This is a genomic window from Spirosoma terrae, assembly GCF_010435915.1.
In the GTDB taxonomy this organism is placed as follows: domain Bacteria; phylum Bacteroidota; class Bacteroidia; order Cytophagales; family Spirosomataceae; genus Spirosoma; species Spirosoma terrae.
Genome location: NZ_JAAFZH010000009.1, coordinates 229,795 through 249,084, shown reverse-complemented (window position 1 = coordinate 249,084; position 19,290 = coordinate 229,795). Strand labels below are relative to the sequence as shown.

General features: G+C 49.1%; 11 protein-coding genes. 4 read left to right on the top strand and 7 right to left on the bottom strand.

Features of this window, described 5'->3' with window-relative positions; all coding sequences use genetic code 11:
* Positions 1-34: 34 nt before the first annotated feature.
* The 3 genes from GK108_RS19700 to GK108_RS19690 all read right to left on the bottom strand — a co-directional run bounded on the left by GK108_RS19700 (position 35) and on the right by GK108_RS19690 (position 5,855).
* The gene (locus GK108_RS19700; RefSeq protein WP_212592845.1) at positions 35-1,156 is read right to left on the bottom strand and encodes a hypothetical protein; all 1,122 of its coding nucleotides are present in this window, start codon (positions 1,154-1,156) and stop codon (positions 35-37) included.
* Between the two features lie 93 nt (positions 1,157-1,249).
* Positions 1,250-2,725: a RagB/SusD family nutrient uptake outer membrane protein gene (locus tag GK108_RS19695; RefSeq protein ID WP_163952240.1), complete on the bottom strand. Its 1,476-nt coding sequence runs from the start codon at positions 2,723-2,725 to the stop codon at positions 1,250-1,252.
* A 100-nt stretch (positions 2,726-2,825) separates the two neighbouring features.
* Positions 2,826-5,855 carry a SusC/RagA family TonB-linked outer membrane protein gene (locus tag GK108_RS19690; RefSeq protein WP_163952238.1) on the bottom strand — a complete coding sequence of 1,010 codons (3,030 nt, stop codon included), beginning with the start codon at positions 5,853-5,855 and terminating at the stop codon, positions 2,826-2,828.
* A gap of 276 nt (positions 5,856-6,131) precedes the next feature.
* On the opposite strand from GK108_RS19690, the gene GK108_RS19685 reads away from it, so the two are divergent.
* From GK108_RS19685 to GK108_RS19670, 4 genes are all read left to right on the top strand, one after another.
* Positions 6,132-7,169, top strand: coding sequence for a LacI family DNA-binding transcriptional regulator (locus GK108_RS19685; RefSeq protein ID WP_163952235.1), 1,038 nt, complete (start codon positions 6,132-6,134; stop codon positions 7,167-7,169).
* Positions 7,170-7,426: 257 nt separating this feature from the next.
* Entirely contained in the window at positions 7,427-8,296 is an 870-nt protein-coding gene (locus GK108_RS19680) for a hypothetical protein (protein WP_163952233.1), read from the top strand.
* 46 nt (positions 8,297-8,342) lie between these two features.
* Positions 8,343-11,684: a SusC/RagA family TonB-linked outer membrane protein gene (locus GK108_RS19675; protein ID WP_163952231.1), complete on the top strand. Its 3,342-nt coding sequence runs from the start codon at positions 8,343-8,345 to the stop codon at positions 11,682-11,684.
* 21 nt (positions 11,685-11,705) lie between these two features.
* The gene (locus GK108_RS19670; protein WP_163952229.1) at positions 11,706-13,241 is read left to right on the top strand and encodes a RagB/SusD family nutrient uptake outer membrane protein; all 1,536 of its coding nucleotides are present in this window, start codon (positions 11,706-11,708) and stop codon (positions 13,239-13,241) included.
* An 82-nt stretch (positions 13,242-13,323) separates the two neighbouring features.
* Here the strand turns inward: GK108_RS19670 and GK108_RS19665 are convergent, their stop codons facing one another.
* The 4 genes from GK108_RS19665 to GK108_RS19650 form a co-directional block, all read right to left on the bottom strand.
* A complete protein-coding gene (locus tag GK108_RS19665) occupies positions 13,324-14,799 on the bottom strand; it encodes an APC family permease (protein WP_163952227.1) in 1,476 nt (491 codons plus the stop codon).
* Between the two features lie 148 nt (positions 14,800-14,947).
* Positions 14,948-16,006, bottom strand: a complete 1,059-nt coding sequence (locus GK108_RS19660; protein ID WP_163952225.1) for a sensor histidine kinase — start codon at positions 16,004-16,006, stop codon at positions 14,948-14,950.
* Position 16,007: 1 nt separating this feature from the next.
* The gene (locus GK108_RS19655; RefSeq protein WP_163952223.1) at positions 16,008-16,772 is read right to left on the bottom strand and encodes a LytR/AlgR family response regulator transcription factor; all 765 of its coding nucleotides are present in this window, start codon (positions 16,770-16,772) and stop codon (positions 16,008-16,010) included.
* Between the two features lie 118 nt (positions 16,773-16,890).
* On the bottom strand, positions 16,891-19,239 hold the full coding sequence (locus GK108_RS19650; RefSeq protein ID WP_163952221.1) for a beta-N-acetylhexosaminidase: 2,349 nt from the start codon (positions 19,237-19,239) through the stop codon (positions 16,891-16,893).
* Between the last annotated feature and the right edge of the window lie 51 nt (positions 19,240-19,290).

The following is a 19,290-nucleotide window of genomic DNA, read 5'->3' as shown; positions in this document are numbered from 1 at the left end:
CAAAATCACATGAACTATTTTTGGCGATTTTTCTTCACTTTGCTATTGGGCTTATTGTTCGCTCAAAGGTCTTCAGCTGCGCCAGAACTTCCTGATTTGTCGGTTTTAGCTTTTTGAGTAACTGATAAATGGCCGTGGCCTGCTCTGAGCCTGGGCTATGGATCTGGCGAGCCAGCTGAATCTGTGCTTTTTCGGGTAATTGAGGTTGTTGAGCCAGTAGCTTTGTTAGCATCGTCGATTGCTCCTGATTCGCTTTGGGCAGTTGCTGCACGATTGCTTCGGCTAGCTTCGGCCGAACGGGTATGGTGGTCAGCTTTTTTAAAATGGCGATCTGAAATGGGTAGCTGGCTTGCTGATACGTATCCCACAGCCATGTTTGCCGGGCGTCGGTCTGAAAGAACTGATTCGACAGTTTTTGTAGCGCGAAGCGAGCCGTGAACAGGTTTTTACCCTGAACGATTTTCTGAATGTCGGACGTAAAACCAGGGTAGACATCGCCATCTGGTGTCATGGTACGTTCCATCGCCCAGTACTGATAATGGTGATTGGTGCTGGTTAAAAAACTATGGAGTAACTGGTCGTTCTGATACGTCTCCGTAATTCGGCGGATCTCATTTACTACGTTTCCGTGCGCCAGATGCCAGAGTGTGTAACAGGTGTAGACGGCTCCGTCGATGACTTCATTTTTAACGGTTTTCAACGTAGCACCCGCTTTAGCATCAACAGAATCGGCCAGGTTTTCGGTGCCTTTCCCAACCAGATCATCCATCGCTACGTCTTTTAGCAATGAATTCGAGTTGGCCAGAATGTCGCGGAGTTTATCGTAGTCCTCGGGTTTGAACGCTTCATGATCCATTTTAGTCAGGATCTGGTTCGGCGGCAGATCGTATCGCGTGTAATTGCCCAGCAAATCCCAGTAAAAATTGATATAAACCGGTTTGCACTCGCCCGTCAGACACACGGGCGTAAAGACGTTTCGGAAGAAATAAACAGGATGCCCATCATCATCCAGCACCAGTTTGAGGGTGTAGGAAGCTGTGTCGTTTTCGCGGATATGAAACTCCCGTATTTTTTCGGGATCAATTGCCGAGGCATACGATCGACCGAAAAAAACAGCCAGCATCAACCCAATCAAGAACCACTCACTCCGTTTCATGTCTAACCTGTCTATTGCCAATAGCACGCAGATTCTTATGATGTTTTATGATCTTAATCAATCATAAGGATCTGCGTGCTATTGAAACGCTCCTTATTTCCAGTCTGGATTCTGTTGCAGTTTCAGGTTTGCGTTCAGCTCATCCTGCGGAATTGGGAAATACTTGTTTTTGGCCGTAACCGGGCGCGATGGATACACGCTGTTGACGGCTTTTGGAATTACGGTCAGGTATTTACCAGTACGCGTCAGGTCGTACCAGCGATCGCCTTCCGCAAAGAATTCCCAGGCGCGTTCCTGAATAACGGCATCAATGAAAGCATCCTTGCCTAATCCCGTTTGCAGGTCAGGCAAACCAGCCCGTTTCCGTACCGTGTTGATGTAGCCATAGGCCGCTGGTGTAGCTCCGTTTAAGCGTGCTTCGGCTTCGGCAGCAATCAGATACGTATCAGGCAGCCGCAGAATGGGGATGTTGGCAATATTGCCCTGCGTAGAATTGGGGTCCTGGTATTTTTTGATCAGTACACCGTCCGTTGTAATAGGCGTAATATTGCGCTGAGCGACGGTTTTGCCACTACGGTCAACATACGTAGTGTCGAGTAACTGCCGACGTTTATCGGCCGGGTTGAATGAGTTGAAGAACGACATATAAGCGAACATCGATCCAAACGACGTACGGGCATAATCAACACCAGCGCTACCAGGAGGGCCGCATAAGCCGACCAATTGGTGACCGCGACCGGGTGAGATGGGGTCCGATTCGAAGGCCCACATGTTTTCGATCCGGGCTGCATCTTCCTGATCGTATTTGTACACGTTACGTACATCGGGCATCAGCGAATACTTGCCCGACGAAAGAACGGATTGTGCTTTTTCCAGCGCTTTGGCCCAGTCTTCATTATACAAAGCCGCTTTGGCGTAGAGTGCATTGACTACTTCTTTGGATGGGCGACCTTTATCGACCGACGGGTAGGATGGTAAACCCGCTGCAAACGCCTGATCCAGGTCAGCGTAAATCTGCTTGTAAACGTCGGCTTTGGGGCTTTTTCCAACTACTGCATCAGCTTCAGAATAGCTTGGCGTTGTTTTGATGGGGACATCACCGAAGTTTTTGGTCAGCGTAAAGAGGTAAAAGGCACGGAGGAAATACGCTTCGCCAAGGATTTGTTTCTTGCGTGTTTCATCCATGTTGGCGGCTGGAACTTTGGCAATAATCCAGTTAGCCTTCTCGATGCCGTCGTAGCCCGATTGCCAGATCTGCTGGGGCGATTCGTTGGTACGTCCGTTGCTTTTCTGAACGGTGTAGTTGACATCGTAGGAAAACAGGGTTAGCGTGTTTCGGCCTACCACACCACGCGGATAGGTTTGATCATCGCTGAAATCACCCACGAGTGTCAGGGCAGGACCGCCACACATATCGGCGAGTGGGTCGTAGGCCGCGATCAGCCCTTTTTCGGCATCAGCAGCCGTTTTGTAGAATGCTTCGGTATAAATAGACGAGTAAATGGTTTCGTCCAGTGTGCAGCTTGCCAGACAGAAGGCTGCGAGTATAGGAATGAGTATCTTTTTCATGTTGCTCAATGATAGAGTGATTGACTGATAGAATGATTGAATGAAGAATCGAAGGTGCGCGTAAGCTATTCTATCAGTCAATCACTCTATCATTCAATCATTATAATGTGATCTGCAAGCCGCCCAGGAATGATTTGGCTTGTGGATAAACCAGGTTGTCGATACCAATCTGCGTATTTGAACCCGCATAGGTGTTTACTTCGGGGTCGAAACCACTGTAGTTCGTAATCGTGAACAGGTTATTGGCGCTTACGTACACCCGAATGTTCTGGATACCTTTGATACGTGGCAGCGTATAACCCAGCGTAATGTTCTTACAACGCAGGTACGAACCGTCTTCCACTACGTAGTTGCTGATAGGCATCCGTCCGCCCTGCGCCGGAGCTGGGTATTCGTTGTTTGGGTTGGTTGGCGTCCACCGATTGACGACGCCCTGGAGCATGTTACGCTGTCCCAGTGGCATCGTAAACGACAGGCGGCTGGCGTTGTAAATGTCGTTGCCCTGCGACCCCGACAGAAACGCATTGAAATCGAATCGTTTGAACGACAGATTAGTCGAGAAACCATAAATGAAGTTCGGGTTAGGGTTGCCCGTAATGATCTGGTCGGCAGCCGTAATGGTGCCATCGCCATTAAGGTCTTTCACTTTCTGGCTTCCGACTGTACCGCCATAACCCGGCAAAACGGTTTCGCCCGTTTGGTTAACACCGTCGAAGACATAGGTTTTGAATAAGCCAAGCGGACTGCCGACCTGTAAAACCGAATAGGTTGTCACAAAACGCTCCTGCGTAGTGCCGCCATCCAGATCCAGTACTTTGTTGCGGTTGAACGTAGCGTTGGCCGATACGTTCCATTTCAGCGCACCGTCCAGAATGCGTGCGTTGGCGGCCAGTTCGAGCCCTTTGTTTTCGAGTGCGGCAAAGTTACCCGTAATGGTGCTGTAGCCCGAGCTTAATGGCAGCGTTTTTATGTAGAGAAGATCTCGGGTGGTCTTTTTGTAGACATCGACGATAAAGCTGATTCGGTTGTTTAAGATGCCCAGATCTAAACCGATGTTGGTCTGAGCCGAACGCTCCCACCGAAGGTCAGGGTTGGCAATACCCGATGGGTTAATGCCCGTTACGTAAACATGGTTGATGTTGTAATCACTACCATTGGCCGATACTGTAGCCAGTGATTGATAAGGAGCAATACCAGCCGCATTTCCGGTGATCCCGTAGCTGGCCCGTAATTTCAGATCAGAAACCCAGCTAACCGATTTCATAAACGGTTCTTCGATGATCCGCCAGCCAGCCGATACCGCAGGGAATAAGCCATATTTGTGGTTAGCCCCAAAGCGGCTCGACCCATCGATACGGGCGGTCAGATCAAGAAAATAGCGGTCCTTGAAACCATAGTTGATACGTCCCAGGTACGAATCGAGTCGTTGTTTATTCCGGTCGGAGCTAACAGTGCGGTTCAAGGCTAACTGGAGTGCATCGTTCTTCGTCGCATCGTTCGGGAAGCCCGTCGCGTTGATCTGGTTCTGGTTGTAGTTTTCCGATTGCGTCGCAAATACACCCGTAAACTTCAGGGAATGATCTTTCGCAAACGTAGTACTGTAGGTCAGAATACTTTCGTGCAATAGCGCCAGGTTATTGGTATTGGTTTTCGACGCATTGCCCGAGTTATCGTTCAGATCCGATTTGTTTACGATAGAACGGGGTGAATACGTATCGCGGAGTGCGCTTTGCATGTCGATGTTGAACGATGCCCGGTACGTTAGACCTTTCAGGATGTTGAAATCGGCATAAACGTTGGCCAGCGTCCGGCGAATGGCGGTTTGGTTCAGAATCTCCGTATAGTTCAGTGGGTTGATCACTTCGCGATACTGGCCATTAGCCTGTTCACCGAAGGGAAAAATGGTGCCATCTTCCCGGTAAGGTTTCAGGGTAGGCGGTGCACCAATGGCCGCTCCCAGTACTGTTCCAGTTACTACGCCTGCGTCGCCAATCGACTGGTTACCCGTTGTGACCCCCGAATTAATAGCATAAGTCCCTAAGATACTGGTACCTACTTTCACCCGGTCGCTAAGGCGGTGATCGACATTCAGGCGGAACGAATAGCGCTTGAAGTTGGAGTTGATAATAATCCCGTCCTGATTGAAATAGTTGGCTGAGAGGGCCATCTGCGTTTTCTCCGAACCGCCGTTGATGGATAGCTGATGGCTCTGAATCGGTGCTTGCCGGAAAATAATGCTCTGCCAGTCAGTGCCTTCACCAAGCGATGATGGATTGGCGTAGTAGTTGTTTTTGAACGTTTCGTTTTCGACCTGCGCAAACTCGGCTGCGTTCAATACATCCAGCTTTTTGTTGACGTTCTGCACACCATAATAGCTGTCTAACGTAACGCGGGTAGCCCCGGTTTTACCGCGCTTGGTCGTAATCAGCACAACGCCGTTGGCCGCGCGAGAACCGTAAATAGCTGAAGCTGATGCATCTTTCAGGATTTCAACCGATTCAATATCGTTGGGGTTGATGGTCGATAACGGGCTGACATCATTGATACCTCCGCTGTTAGAAATCTGGATACCATCCACTACGTAGAGCGGTTCGGAGTTGCCGTTGATGGAGTTTGTTCCCCGAATCCGGACGCTGATGTTACCACCGGGCGCTCCTGTGTTCTGGCTTACCTGTACGCCCGACACCCGAGCCTGTAGACCCTGTGCTACGTTGGCAACGGGTGTTTGCACGAGTTCCGTTGATTTAACCGAAGCGATAGCACCCGTGGTTTCCACCTTGCGCTGCGTACCGTAACCAACCACAACCACTTCGTTCAGCGAGCGATCGTCCGATTGAAGCGTTACGTCTAATGTGGTGCGGTTACCAATCGCTACGTCCTGCGATACGTAGCCGATAAACGAGAAGGTCAACGTAGCATCCGCTGGTAGGTTCGGGAGTGAATAACGACCCTCTGCATTGGTGGTTGTACCACGTTGCGTGTTCTTTAGAATAACACTCACGCCCGGAAGCGCATTGCCGTCTGCGCCTACGACGCGCCCACTCACCGTACGACCCTGTGCCATAACCCTCGCTGTTGCTGTAAGGGCGATCAATACCAGACACAGAAATAAACGTATTCGTTTTTTCATGAGGTTAGATATAGGAATAATTATATTTTTGTTGGTAGGTACTATGAATTTCACAGAAGGTGTATTTATCGGTAGAAATGCCTGTAAATCCACTTTTTTCTATGAAATCTTCGACTTTTTATTGAAGTTGATGCTATAAGTGCCTTTTGTCAAGGAAAACTTTGATTATTTTTTTGGGAACATTCCCAATTTAAATTGGGAATGTTCCCAAAAAGGAGCGCCTTATTTGTAATATTAACGGAGTGTTACGTAGTTGTTTAGGAAAAGTACAATTTTATGAGCCGACATCTGACAACCATTATCGATATTGCCAAACAGCTGGATATTTCAAAGTCGACGGTGTCGCGGGCGTTGACCGGGCATCCGAACGTAAATGAAAAAACGCGTCAGCGGGTGCTGGAGCTGGCCGAACAACTGGATTATCAGCGGAATCAGCTGGCTATTTCACTCCTGACTAACCAGACCCGAACGGTTGGTATTATGGTCCCTGAGTTTATCAGCTTTTTCTTTCCGAAAGTGATTATCGGGGCGCAGGAAGTACTGGCCGAAGCGGGCTATAACGTCGTGATCTGTCATTCCAATGAGTCGTACGAAACGGAAGTGAATAATGCGAAGGCGTTGCTGGCCAGTCGGGTAGATGGGCTTATTGTGTCGCACACCAAGGAAACGCGCAACTTCGATCATTTCCGGGTTTTTCAGCGGAAAGGTGTTCCGGTCGTGTTTTTCAACCGTGTCTGCGAGGATATGAACGTATCGAAAGTGACGGTCGATGATTATGACGGGGCCTTCAAAGCGGTTGAACATCTGATTCAGACAGGCCGCCGACGTATTGCGCACCTGGCGGGTCCAGATAGTTTGCCAAACAGCCGCAGTCGACTCAATGGGTATCGCGATGCGCTACGTCAGTATGGTATTCCTGAAGAACCGGAGCTGGTGATTTCGTACGACCTGACGCTGGAGAAGGCTAATATTTACGTCAATCATTTGCTTAATCTGCCCCAGCCGCCCGATGCGCTGTTTGCGATCAATGATCCAACCGCCATTGAAGCACTCGACGTGATCAAAGCCAGAGGGCTACGTATTCCCGACGATATTGCTATTGTGGGTTTTAGTAACGATCCTATTTCGGCGCATATCGAGCCAGGGTTGACTACCATCGGGCAACCTGTCAGCGAAATCGGGCAGGAAGCCGCCAATTTATTAATGGAGCAATTACTGGATAAAGAAGAAAATAAGCCACCGCGTACGGTTGTGCTGGGCACCCAGCTTATTGTAAGAGGATCGACCGTTCGTAACCCCGATAATCGGGTTTAACCGTAAATGGTATTATTACGTAATGGCGTTGGACCAGCCACCGAATCAAGTACGTTGTGTTAACTTTTCTTCAAAAAGATTAACCGATTAATAACAGCTAGACAACGGTAGAATAAAACTCTGGTAATGTTTGCGGGCTTCTTTTGTGTTTTGAAAATGACCTATGAAGCCTATTTTGAAATTTAATACGTATTATTCTGAAAGTCAATTGATTGGTGGTGGTTGGTGCGTGTTTGATTGGGTATGAACTGATGCTCATGAAGACGCTACTTTTCGTTGTTGTTTGTATTCTTGGCATTCTACCCTTTTCTGGGTTTGATGTTACCGTTACCCTCTCTGCATCCACAACTATTGATTCGCTGGGGGCCTGTCAGGGAGTGAGTTACCAGGCTGGTAAAGCCTATCTCTATGGTGACCGTGAAGTCGGTGTGATCCGTGCTTATACCGTCAACAAGGACGTACTGAAGTATACCGGACAGGAAATCAGGCTGACCGTTGATGGGAAAGATGTTATTAATCATCCCACGGGTATTGCCTACAACAAAACCGGCCCTACGTTTATTGGAAATAGTATCCGAATGAATCCGGAGGGCACAAAATGGCGCGCGGTTATTTATCTCGTTAACTGGGCGGGCTTACTGCGAACCGGCACGCTTGATGGCAATCTGCTCAGCACCATTGACGATGATGCCTGTATTCAGGGCACCCGGCCCGAATACGTTCAGTACCAGAATAAGTGGTACGTTGCTACGGCCGATTATGGCGATAAAGCCAACGAAGTCAGACTGTATGATCCCGTTCTGTTAGCGAAAGCCCAGAAAACCAGCGAGCCAGGCGTAGTGGTGAAAAAATTTACCTGCTCGCCCTGGGTGCAAAATCTCCACTGGATTCCGTCGAAGGATGTACTCGTGCTGATTCAGAATCAGATCGAAGGACGGCGCTGGCGTTTTACGTTCGTGGATCTGAAAAAATCCATTGCTTCTGGAAAGCAGGAAGTTATCCGGGAAATCGATCTGGATAAAGCGGATGAACTGGAAGGCTTTACCATCCTGAATGATCTTAAGTCGGGACTGGCTGTCACATCGTCACGAACCAATAACGTGCATTTTATGAACCTCAACTGGTGAGGCTATCTGTCGCTTACCCATAAAACACCTCCATATACAACTTGATATGAATCGTTACTCAATTGACTTGAGCAGGTCATTGCTTTGCCTGCTTATGCTGATAAGCTTGTCGGCTTATCAAACCGTCTGGGCTGGCACTATGCCCGCCGGACTGGTCATCCGCGCTGCCCGGATTAGCGGGACAGTGGTTGACGAACAAAACCAGCCCATTCCGGGCGTAAACGTTGTTGAAAAACAGACCCGCCGGGGAACTGTTACCGATGCCTCCGGTAAGTTTATGATAGAGGTAAATCCTGGCGCTACGTTGGTGTTTTCGTCGGTTGGTTTTACGACTCAGGAAGTTACGGTTGGTTCTCAGCCAACGCTAATCATTACGTTGAAAGAAGATGTGAATCAGTTGAGCGAAGTGGTGGCGGTTGGTTATCAAACCTTACGCAAAAGCGACGTAACTGGTGCCATTGCTAACGTAAAAGCCCGCGAGCTGAACGTAACGGCACCAACGGTTGGACAGGCGCTGGTGGGCAAGCTGGCAGGGGTACAGGTGTCGCAGGTGAGCGGTGCGCCTTATGTCAGTACTAAAATTCGGGTGCGGGGTATTGGTTCGATCAATGCCAGTTCGGACCCGCTGTATGTGATCGATGGATTCCCTGCCGGGAATGATGTTTTTATCAACCCAAACGATATTGAAAGTATTGATATTCTGAAAGATGCGGCTTCGGCAGCTATCTATGGCTCACGGGCATCGGGGGGCGTTGTGCTGATCACGACCAAACGCGGTAAGGATGGTAAAGGCAAGTTCGAGTACGAATACCAGTATGGCGTTAATCAGCTGGCGAAGAAAGTTAAGCTTCTTAATTCCAGTGAGTTTGCTCAGCTGATGATCGATGGACGTAACAATACGTATCGTGATCTGGTCCAGAACAGTGGCAAGCCGTGGACCGATGCTATGTTTTCTGATGATAACGCTACGCGGATCGCCAAGGTTGGTAATGCCAGTGCCGTTAGTATTCCAACAGAGTTTTATGATTTTGCCAATCAGCGGTTGATTACGCCCAAATACAATACCGACTGGCAGGATGAGTTATACCGGAATGCGCCGGTTAGTCGCCATAATCTTACGTTTTCGGGCGGCAATAATGGTGTTCGCTACCTGATTAGCGGAGGCTATCAGAATCAGCAGGGAATTATTGTGTCGACCAAGCAGGATCGGCTAAACTTCCGCGCTAACATCGACGGCGATATCAGTAAGAAATTCAAAGTAGGGGCCAGCATGTTCGTTACGTCGACCAACAGCCGGGAGGTGCAGGAAGGGCGTTTCAACCAGGGACCAATTCTGGGTGCCTTGATCTATGCGCCTACGTTCCGGGCGCGTGACGACAATGGGAATCTGGTGAAAAACGAAATGGCTGCCCAGCAGTCGGCCTATGGCTACCAGACCATCGAAAATCCGGTAGCACTGGCTATGGAAACCAACATTACTCGGAAAGGATTGCGGGGTACGTATAACGGCACGGCGAGTTACGAGATCATTCCAGGGCTGGTTGCCAAAGCGAATCTGGGCTTGCAGACGTTCAACGAAAAGTATGAATACTACCTGCCTACCAGCTTAAGCAGTGGCAATAATCCGCCTTATTCACCACAGGCCATTGCGGCTGCTACGGCTACGGCGTTGAGCGTTACGACGCAAAACCTACTGGCCGAGTTTACGGCGATGTATACGAAGCAGTTTGGTCGGCATAGAGTGAATGGGTTGGTCGGCTATACGGCGCAGAAAACGAATCTGGATCAGATCAGCGTATCGGCTCAGGGATTCCAGAATGACGCCGTTCAGGAAATTACGGCTAAAGGGGCCGATCCAACCAATTTCTATCAGAGCAGTGCCACCAGTAGTGCGGGCTTCACGGGGACCGGCAAGCTGGAAGAAACACTGTTGTCGTATCTGGCGCGGGCCGAATACAACTACGATGAGCGCTATTATTTGACGGCTGCCTTCCGTACAGATGGGTCATCGCGCTTTGGGCCACTCAACCGCTGGGGTAATTTTCCGTCGTTATCGGCGGGCTGGACCATCTCCAACGAACCCTTCTATAACAACTGGCTGGGTGCTGCGTCGACGCTTAAACTGCGGGCCAGCTGGGGACTTACGGGTAACTATAACGTCGGTAACTACAACTATCTGCAAACGATGGCTAGCCCAACGGGAGCCGTATTTGGTGCTGGAACCATCCAGACGGCTTTCTTTCCTGGTCCCATCAAAGATCAGCGACTGGGCTGGGAATCGACCTCGCAGTTTAACCTTGGCCTGGACGTTGGGCTGTTCAATAACCGATTGCTGTTGATTGCCAATGGCTACCTGAGTGATTCGTATAATCTGCTTTTCAACCAGCCAATTTCGGCTATTTCGGGTGCGACAAGCATTCTGACCAACCTACGTAACTCCCGAATTCGCAACCAGGGTGTTGAATTACAGATCGATGGACGTGCTATTTCGACGCAGGATTTCAAGCTGAATCTGAGCGGAAATATATCCATAAACCGAAACAAAGTGCTGGACATGGGTGGGGCAAACATGATTCTGTCGGCGGGAGCTGAGCGGTCTTACATTACGCACGTAACGCAGGAAGGACAGCCTGTTGGATCGTTCTACGGTTTCAAGGTGATCGGTATGGTTCGTCAGAAAGATGTTGATAATCTGGCGGCCGACAATGCGGTTTACAATGCTGCTACGCAATCGTTTCCGGCTGGCTACGTCCTGAAAGGACCGGCTCGCTCTACGGCTTCGACGAACCCGCTCCGGCCGGGTGATCTGATTTTTCAGGATGTAAATGGCGATGGCGTTGTGAACGATGCGGATAAGCAGGTGATTGGATCGCCTTATCCGAAGCTGACGTATGGCTTCTCGGTAAACGCTACGTATAAAGATTTCGATGCCAATATTGGCTTCAATGGCAGCTACGGTAATCAGGTGCTCGATGGACAGGATTATTACCTGTTCAATATGGAAGGGTCTGGCAACCAATATTCTATCGTGAAAGATCGGTACCGTTCCGAAGAACAGCCCGGCAATGGTCAGGTGTATCGGGCAGCGCGCGGTGGTACGCAAAGCAACAGCACCCGTCTGTCGACATTCTATCTGCAGGATGGCTCTTACCTCCGGTGCGCCAATATTACGCTGGGTTACAACCTGCCAACTGCCCTCGTCAGCAAGGCGCGGGTTAGTGGACTACGTCTGTACGTGAACGTTAACAATGCCTTTACCATCACCAAGTATAAAGGCTACAATCCCGAAGTGGATTACAACAACGGCGCGAACCTGACGCCCGGTGTCGATTATGGTAAATATCCGTTGGCACGAGGCTACAACGTTGGCGCAAAAATTACTTTTTAATCAGACGCAGATCGTATACTCATGAATTATAAATCAACACTTCGATTCATTCCGGTGCTGGGCCTGCTGTTGCTGGGCTCATGCAGTCAGGATTTCCTGGTCGAAACCAATCCAAACGCGGTTGCCACCGTCGACTATTATAAGAGTGAAAACGACGTACTGTTGGCGCTGAATGGCGTTTATAATGCGCTACGTAACAACAGCGGTATCGCAGAAGGTAGCGGCCTCTATTCCGAAGAACGGTCGGATAATACCGGACGTAACGACAACCAGTCGAATGCGGGCGAGCCGTTTCAGTTTAACGATTTCTCGCTGCTGCCCAGCAACTCGTATCTGCAAACGCACTGGACAGCTCTTTACCAGATTATTACGCGGGCGAATAGCGTGTTGGCCGGTTCTGAAAGCGTTACGTATACGAACGATGCTACCAAAGCACAATACCAGGCCGAAGCTAAATTTATCCGCGCCTTAACGTACTTCCATCTGGTGCGTAAGTGGGGCGATGTGCCGCTGGTGATCAAGCCACTGACCTCTGCTGATGAGGTGGCTACCAATACATTCCGTGAAAAGAAGGAGAAGGTCTATGCACAGATCGTAGCGGATTTGACCGACGTAGTCAATAGCTCGCTCCCCGATAGTCGGGTGGCTGCCGATAAGGGTCGGGTGTCGAAAGTAGCTGGTAATGCCTTGCTGGGGCAGGTGTATCTGACCATGGCCACTACGTTGGATCAGGCGAATCGGGCTGCGAATCTGAATCAGGCAAAAACGTATTTGATGAATGCCTACAACAAACGCCCGTTCGGTACGCTCAAAGAAATCCCGTACACCGATGTGTTTGATGTAGCCAAGAAAACGACGAACCCTGAAGCCATTTTCCAGATTGTGTATCGGCAGGGCGATATCAATTACTCTTCGAGTATTGCGGCTAATAACCAGGCGCAGGGCGAAACAATTAACTCGCTGAGAGCCACAACCGGGGTTGGCGGTAACGTAACGCCCGACCTGGTGAAAGACTACGAAGAAGGCGATGTTCGGAAAGATTTCTCGATTAAGTACGCCAATGCGGCCGTTGTAAAAGACTATTTCATTACCAAGTATCGGGATGCCAGTTCAGCGGCTGGCACGAACGGCTACGGCGGAAACGATTGGTTGCTGATTCGCTACGCCGATGTCATATTGATGCTGGCTGAGGTAAACATGTACCTTGGCGACGAAGCTGCTGCCATTAGTTTTCTGGATCAGGTGCGTGAGCGGGCCAAATTGCCGCTCTATACCGTAGCGAAAGTCAATTCTGTCTATAGCGCTAAATACCCAACGCTGAAGCTGGCCATTCTTCACGAACGACGTACTGAGCTGGCATTCGAAAATCAGCGTTGGTTCGATTTGCTACGTTTCTTTACCGCCGACGAATTGGTCGCGTATTTTAAAACAAAAAGCCAGGCAGATTTTGGTTCCGCCCAGCTTTCCAATGTCGGCCCAAAGGATTACTACTACCCGATTCCGTTCAATGAATTTAAATTGAACCCAACCGGTATGTATCAGAATCCGGGGTATTAAGTTTATAGTTTTTCAGTTTATAGTTTATAGTTGGCTGGCGCAACAGAACTACTGACGCGTCAGCCACTATAAACTATAAACCTTACTTCTTCCGCGTTGATAGGTAGTAGACTGGAATGCCCAGACCCGCAATCAGCAGGCCCATACCGGTGTTGAAGGTTTTGGTGTAGAGCAGAATCGCGCAAATGGTTAAACCCGCAACGATGTACAGAGCAGGTACAAGCGGATAGCCGAAAGCGCGATAAGGACGCTCGGTATTTGGCTCCGTACGACGTAGACGGAAAAGGCCAGCAATGGTAACGATATAAAACAACAGCGACGCAAACGTGCAGTAATCGAGCAAATCGCCGTATTTTCCTGACAAACAAAGGAGCGACGCCCAGATGCATTGCAGCCATAAAGCCCGACCCGGAACTGCATTCTCATTGAGGTGAGAAGCCTGCTTCAGAAATAAGCCATCTTTGGCCATCGCGTAATAAAGCCGGGCGCCAGCCAGAATCAATCCGTTATTACAGCCAAACGTCGACACCATAATCAGAGCGGCCATAATAGCCACGGCTACGTTGCCGAACAGCGTTTCAACAGCCGCCGTGGCTACCCGATCGGCATCGGCAAACTGAATACCACGACCGATGATGTCGGTAGCTGTTGGAGAACCTTTCAGGGGTAGTAATGAGAGGTAGGAAACGTTGGCCAGAAAATAGATCGTGGTTACGATCAGCGTACCAAAGAACAAGGCTAAGGGAATATTCCGACGGGGGTTTTTGATTTCGCCCGCAATGAACGTAACGTTATTCCAGGCATCGGCGGAGAATAGTGACCCAACCATCGACGTACCGAAAGCCAGTATCAGCGCCATACCCGCCAGGGGAACGATGTCGCCGGTTGCCGAGGTACTGGTGGCTTCCCAGGCATTGGTCAGGTTGGTCGACAGCAGTCCACTGCTTAATCCTACCGTAATACCGATGACAATTAAGCCGAGCAAGGCAATGAGTTTGGCCGATGTGAAAACATTCTGAATGAGTTTGCCGCTTTGAACGCCCCGGCTATTGAGCCAGGTCAGCAGGATCAGGCTGGCAATGGCAAACAAAGACCCTGCCGAAATATCGATAGGGCCGAGTGAGAAGAGCACGTTTGATGGACTTAAGGCCGGGACAAACACCGCCGTGTATTTCGTAAAAGCTACCGCGACAGCAGCAATGGTTCCGGTTTGAATAACCGTGAAAACAGTCCAGCCGTAAACGAATCCGGTCAGTTTTCCGTAAGCACGTTGGATGTAGATGTACTGACCACCGGCTTTGGGCATCATACCGGCCAGCTCGCCATAGCTGAGCGCTGCCGCTACGGTAAGCACGCCCGTAAGTACCCAGAGCATCAGTAGCCAGCCCGAAGAACCGAGGTTTCGGGCCATATCGGCTGTTACGATGAATACGCCGGAGCCAATCATCGAACCTGACACAATAAGTGTTGAATCGAGTAGGCTCAGAGAGCGTTTAAAGTCAGTAGGCTCAGTCGCCAGATCGACAGATGAAGTGGAATTGGTTAGGTTTTCTGACATGAAGAAGAAGAATAAGGCCTACAATAAGCAGGTCGTTCTGCAAAAAAACAAACCTTTGGGGTTAAAACCATACCAGCAGCTTGCTAAAAATTCTGATACATGGCCAATCGTCAGAATTTATTTTGCTGGCAGTCGCAGGGGGAAGAAATCAATTTTGTTCGTTTGACGCCGATACTACGTCCACTTTGGGGGATATTAGTGGCATACTGACCAGAAACCTTTGATCGTCGTTATGAATAATTACCGATGGATGATCAAGGAGCTGATATTTCATAATAATGTTACGTAGGCCAATCTGATTAGACTGAACAGTTAGCTTCTTTTTCTGGATGTTATTTTCGACATGCAGACGTCCATCTTTTGTATACAGCCTAATGGTTAGCGGTCGTCTGACAGCGATAACATTATGTTTGATCGCGTTTTCGAAAAGGAGTTGTAGCGTTAGGGGAGGAATCAGATAGCGCATGTATTGAGGTTCAACGGCGCTTTCCAGAAAAATACCGTCGCCATAGCGCGTTTTAAGCAGATGAAAATACGCCTTAATGAACGTCATCTCGTCCGTAAGTGGGCAGAGGTCGCGGTTATTTTGCTGGAGCAAATAGCGGTACACGGCCGATAGTTCGTCAAGGAAACGTTCGGCCTGTTCGGCATCGCTGGAAATAAGCGACGATAGTGAGTTGAGATTATTGAACAGGAAATGCGGATTAATCTGCGATTTCAGAGAGTCGAGTTGACTTTGCAGATTGACTTTTTTGAGCTCCTGCGTTTCCGTATAGGATACTTTCCAGCGCTGATACAAGTAAACTCCCTCGTAATAGGCAGCCAGTTGAATGGTTCCTACAACCGAAACAAACGTATTGAAAAAGTAGGGTTTAAAGAGCAGGTAGTCTTCGCTTGGCCATAGGCCGATCAGGTGATAAATGAATGTTTGCGTAACCCGAATGATGCTGCAAAAAATGAAGAACCAGATAAGCTGATATAATATGCGTTGGCGCGTTTGGGCCAGGTCAGGAAATCGGCGTCTCGACAGAATAATACCTTGCCGATTGATTTCCCAGACCAATACAGCGCCCACGATAAAAAAGAAAGGAATGCGCCAGTCGTCGGGATACGCTACGTTGACGTAACCGTACATCATCCATTGACCAGTCAGTGCCAGCAAGGGAACACCGATAATACGCATCCATTTATCGTTGACTGTTTGCATATCATCTGATCAGCCATTGATTAAACTCGTTTGTGCGCTCTCGATTGATCAGCACATCGTAGCCCGGATCAGGGCTCAACGATACTTTTAGCTGGCCATTCAAGGAATAATGGGTTTGAACAACGGCTTTCGCTTCAATCAATAACTGGTTGTTGATCCGAAAAAAACGGGTTGGGTCTACCAGCCTTTCCACATCATTCAGCGAATAATCGACAATGTAGCTTGATTGCTGAGTGGTACGTATGAACGTATTGTCTTCAGTGGTGAAGAAATAGGCAATTTCGGACGTATAAACGGGAATCAACTGTTGCTCGTAGCGTACTAGAAACTGGTGTTTGAACTCGCGTTGCTGCGTCTGTTTTTTTAGATCCATCAGTAAATCATCGATATCTGAAGCGCTTACCGAACCCTTCGTGACCTGGTCAAACTTACTCAGCGCTTGTTCTAATTCGTCTCGTTTGATGGGTTTAAGCAAATAATCCAGACTGCTTCCCCGGAAGGACTTGATTGCCGATTCGTCGTATGACGTAGTAAAAATGACCGGGCAGCGGATAGAAACCTGATTGAAGATCTCAAAGCTCTGACCGTCTGCCAGTTCGATATCCATCAGAATCAAATCCGGCGACGGATGCGCCGATAGCCACTCTACAGTCGATTCAATACCATCGGTTACTCCAACAATGGTAGTTGGTGTTGGGCTGGTATTGAGCAGCTTGGTTAGCTTTTGAACGGCCAGGTATTCGTCTTCAACAATAAGGATGTCCATAATTCCACACAAAATATATGACGTTGAATTATGGATCAATTTTGCCCGAAAAAAAGGCAATGGTGCGTCAAGCGGTAGTATAGACTGGTGAACAGCGATTCTGGCCGACTGGATCGTTCTACCGAATTTCGATTTCGTCGACCATAAGTTGAGCTGCCTTGCCCGGATTACGTAGTCCGGCGGGCACACGGCCTACGTTTCGGGCAATGATACGCACGTAACGGGCGGTGGTTGGCTCAAAACTAAATGGTAAGCGCACGAATCCACGTTTGCCGCCTTCTGCCGCGTTTGTTTTAGCCGATAAGGCTGGCCTGAACGTCTTGCCATCGTCCGAAACAGAAATGTCTACCTGTTTTGGAAGGCATATATTACGAGCGGTATACTTCAGAAAACCAATTCGAACCGTTTCTACCGATTGCGGCTGGCCAAGGTCAATAACGGCGTTTATATCATTGGCAAAAGCAACGACGCCCGCTACTTCATAACCGCCCATACCGCCTACGACGCCATCGGTGAGACTGTAATTTTTGTCAGGCCGTCCCGATGAAGGAGGATTGAGGAGTGTGTAGGATTTGCCTGTTGCCTTCGAAATCAGGTACTCTTTCCTGATCTTACCGAGCTGACTCAAGGGCTTACTATTCAGGAAGGAAGCCGTTCGGATCGTGGTCGACTTCTCCAGAACAATGGGTTGAGTGTATTGGGCTGACTCACCGGAGGGAATGCCACCATCGGTTGTATAACGAATGATTGGCACCTGTTTGCTGGCCGACAAACTCACCTGGATTTTGCCATCAGTTGTTGGCTGACTGGTAAAGGCAGCATCATACAACGTTCGGGCATAGTTGACATTCAACGCATTCAGACGTTCGAAATGAGTAGACAGCCGTCGGGTAAAATCATCATAGTTTTTCAGCGACAGAGACGTCCAGCCAACTTCGGCCAGAGCCGCTGCACGAGGCCAGAGCATATATTCGAGCTGGTCGTGCGTATCAATGTACTCGGTCCAGATATTAGCCTGTACGCCCAGAATATGCGTTGCTTCCGTTGCATTTAACTCAACGGGTGTTGGATTATAGGAGTAGACCTTATCTAATGGGAGCGAGCCGCCAAAAGCGGTAGGTTCCTGAGCTGGATCGCCCTGGTAATGGTCCAGATAGCAGAACGTACCAGGTGTCATGATCACATCGTGGCGCTGTCGGGCGGCCTGAACACCGCCTTTGATGCCTCGCCAGCTCATGACAGTGGCGTTGGGCGAAAGTCCCCCCTCCAGAATTTCGTCCCAGCCGATTATCCGGCGGCCTTTCGACGTAACGAATTTGTCGATACGTTTGATGAAATAGCTTTGCAAGCTACTCTCGTTCTTCAACTTTTCCCGCTTGATGAGTTGCTGGCAAAATGTGCTTTGCCGCCATACGGTTTTAGGACATTCGTCGCCACCAATATGGATATATTTACTGGGAAACAGATCAATGATTTCGGTGAGGACATCCTGTAGAAACGAGAATGTTTTTTCGGTTGGGCAAAATACGTCGTTAAAAACACCCCATTTGGTGGCGACCTGATAGGGGCCGGGTGAGCAGGCTAATTCAGGATAGGCAGCCAGAGCCGCCAGCGCATGACCAGGTAGTTCAATTTCCGGTACTACGTTGATGTGTTTTGTGGCCGCATACCGAATCACTTCCCGTACGTCGTCCTGGGTATAAAATCCACCGTATGGTTTTCCGTCAAATACCTGCGGATCATAGTCATCGTAGTGGCCAACTATCGTTTCCCGCCGTTTTGAACCAACCTGAGTCAGTTTGGGGTATTTCTTGATTTCGATACGCCACCCCTGATCGTCGGTCAAATGCCAGTGAAAGGTGTTGAACTTGTGGAGCGCCATCACATCAAGGTATTTTTTGATGTAAGACACCGGGAAAAAGTGTCGGCTTACGTCCAGATGCATACCCCGGTACCCGTAGCGAGGTATGTCGGTGATATGGCAAGCCGGAATGGCCAACGTAGTAAGGTTCGTAGCCGGAACAATAAAACGATGCGCCAGAACGGTGGGAGGCAATAACTGATATAGTGTTTGAGTCGCGTAGAAAAAACCGTTGGGTGTGTTCGCTTCAATGGTCACCACTTTATCCGTTACGTCGATTCGGTACCCTTCTGCCCCAAGCGTTGAATCTGATAAGGGACTAAACTCAATGAGATTTCCGGTGAGGGCAACCTTGTTGGTATTTTTGACCGCAATCGTCAGACCCGTACTACGGTTAATATGATGGACGAACGTATCGACTACCGCTTTTAGATCGCCCTGCCCAATCGGTGCCATAATCGTGGTAGCTTGGCTAATAATGAATTCACCCGCTCGCGGATCTAGTTGGGTCGGTTTAGGTATGATAGTATAGCGATCAACAGATTGGCAGAAAGCAGCTGGCAGCTGTAAGCAGAAAGCGACTAGTAAGAAAAAGCGATTCAGCATTGGAAATAGGGGCAACGGCACAAGACTACTGCCGTTTCAACGCATAAATCT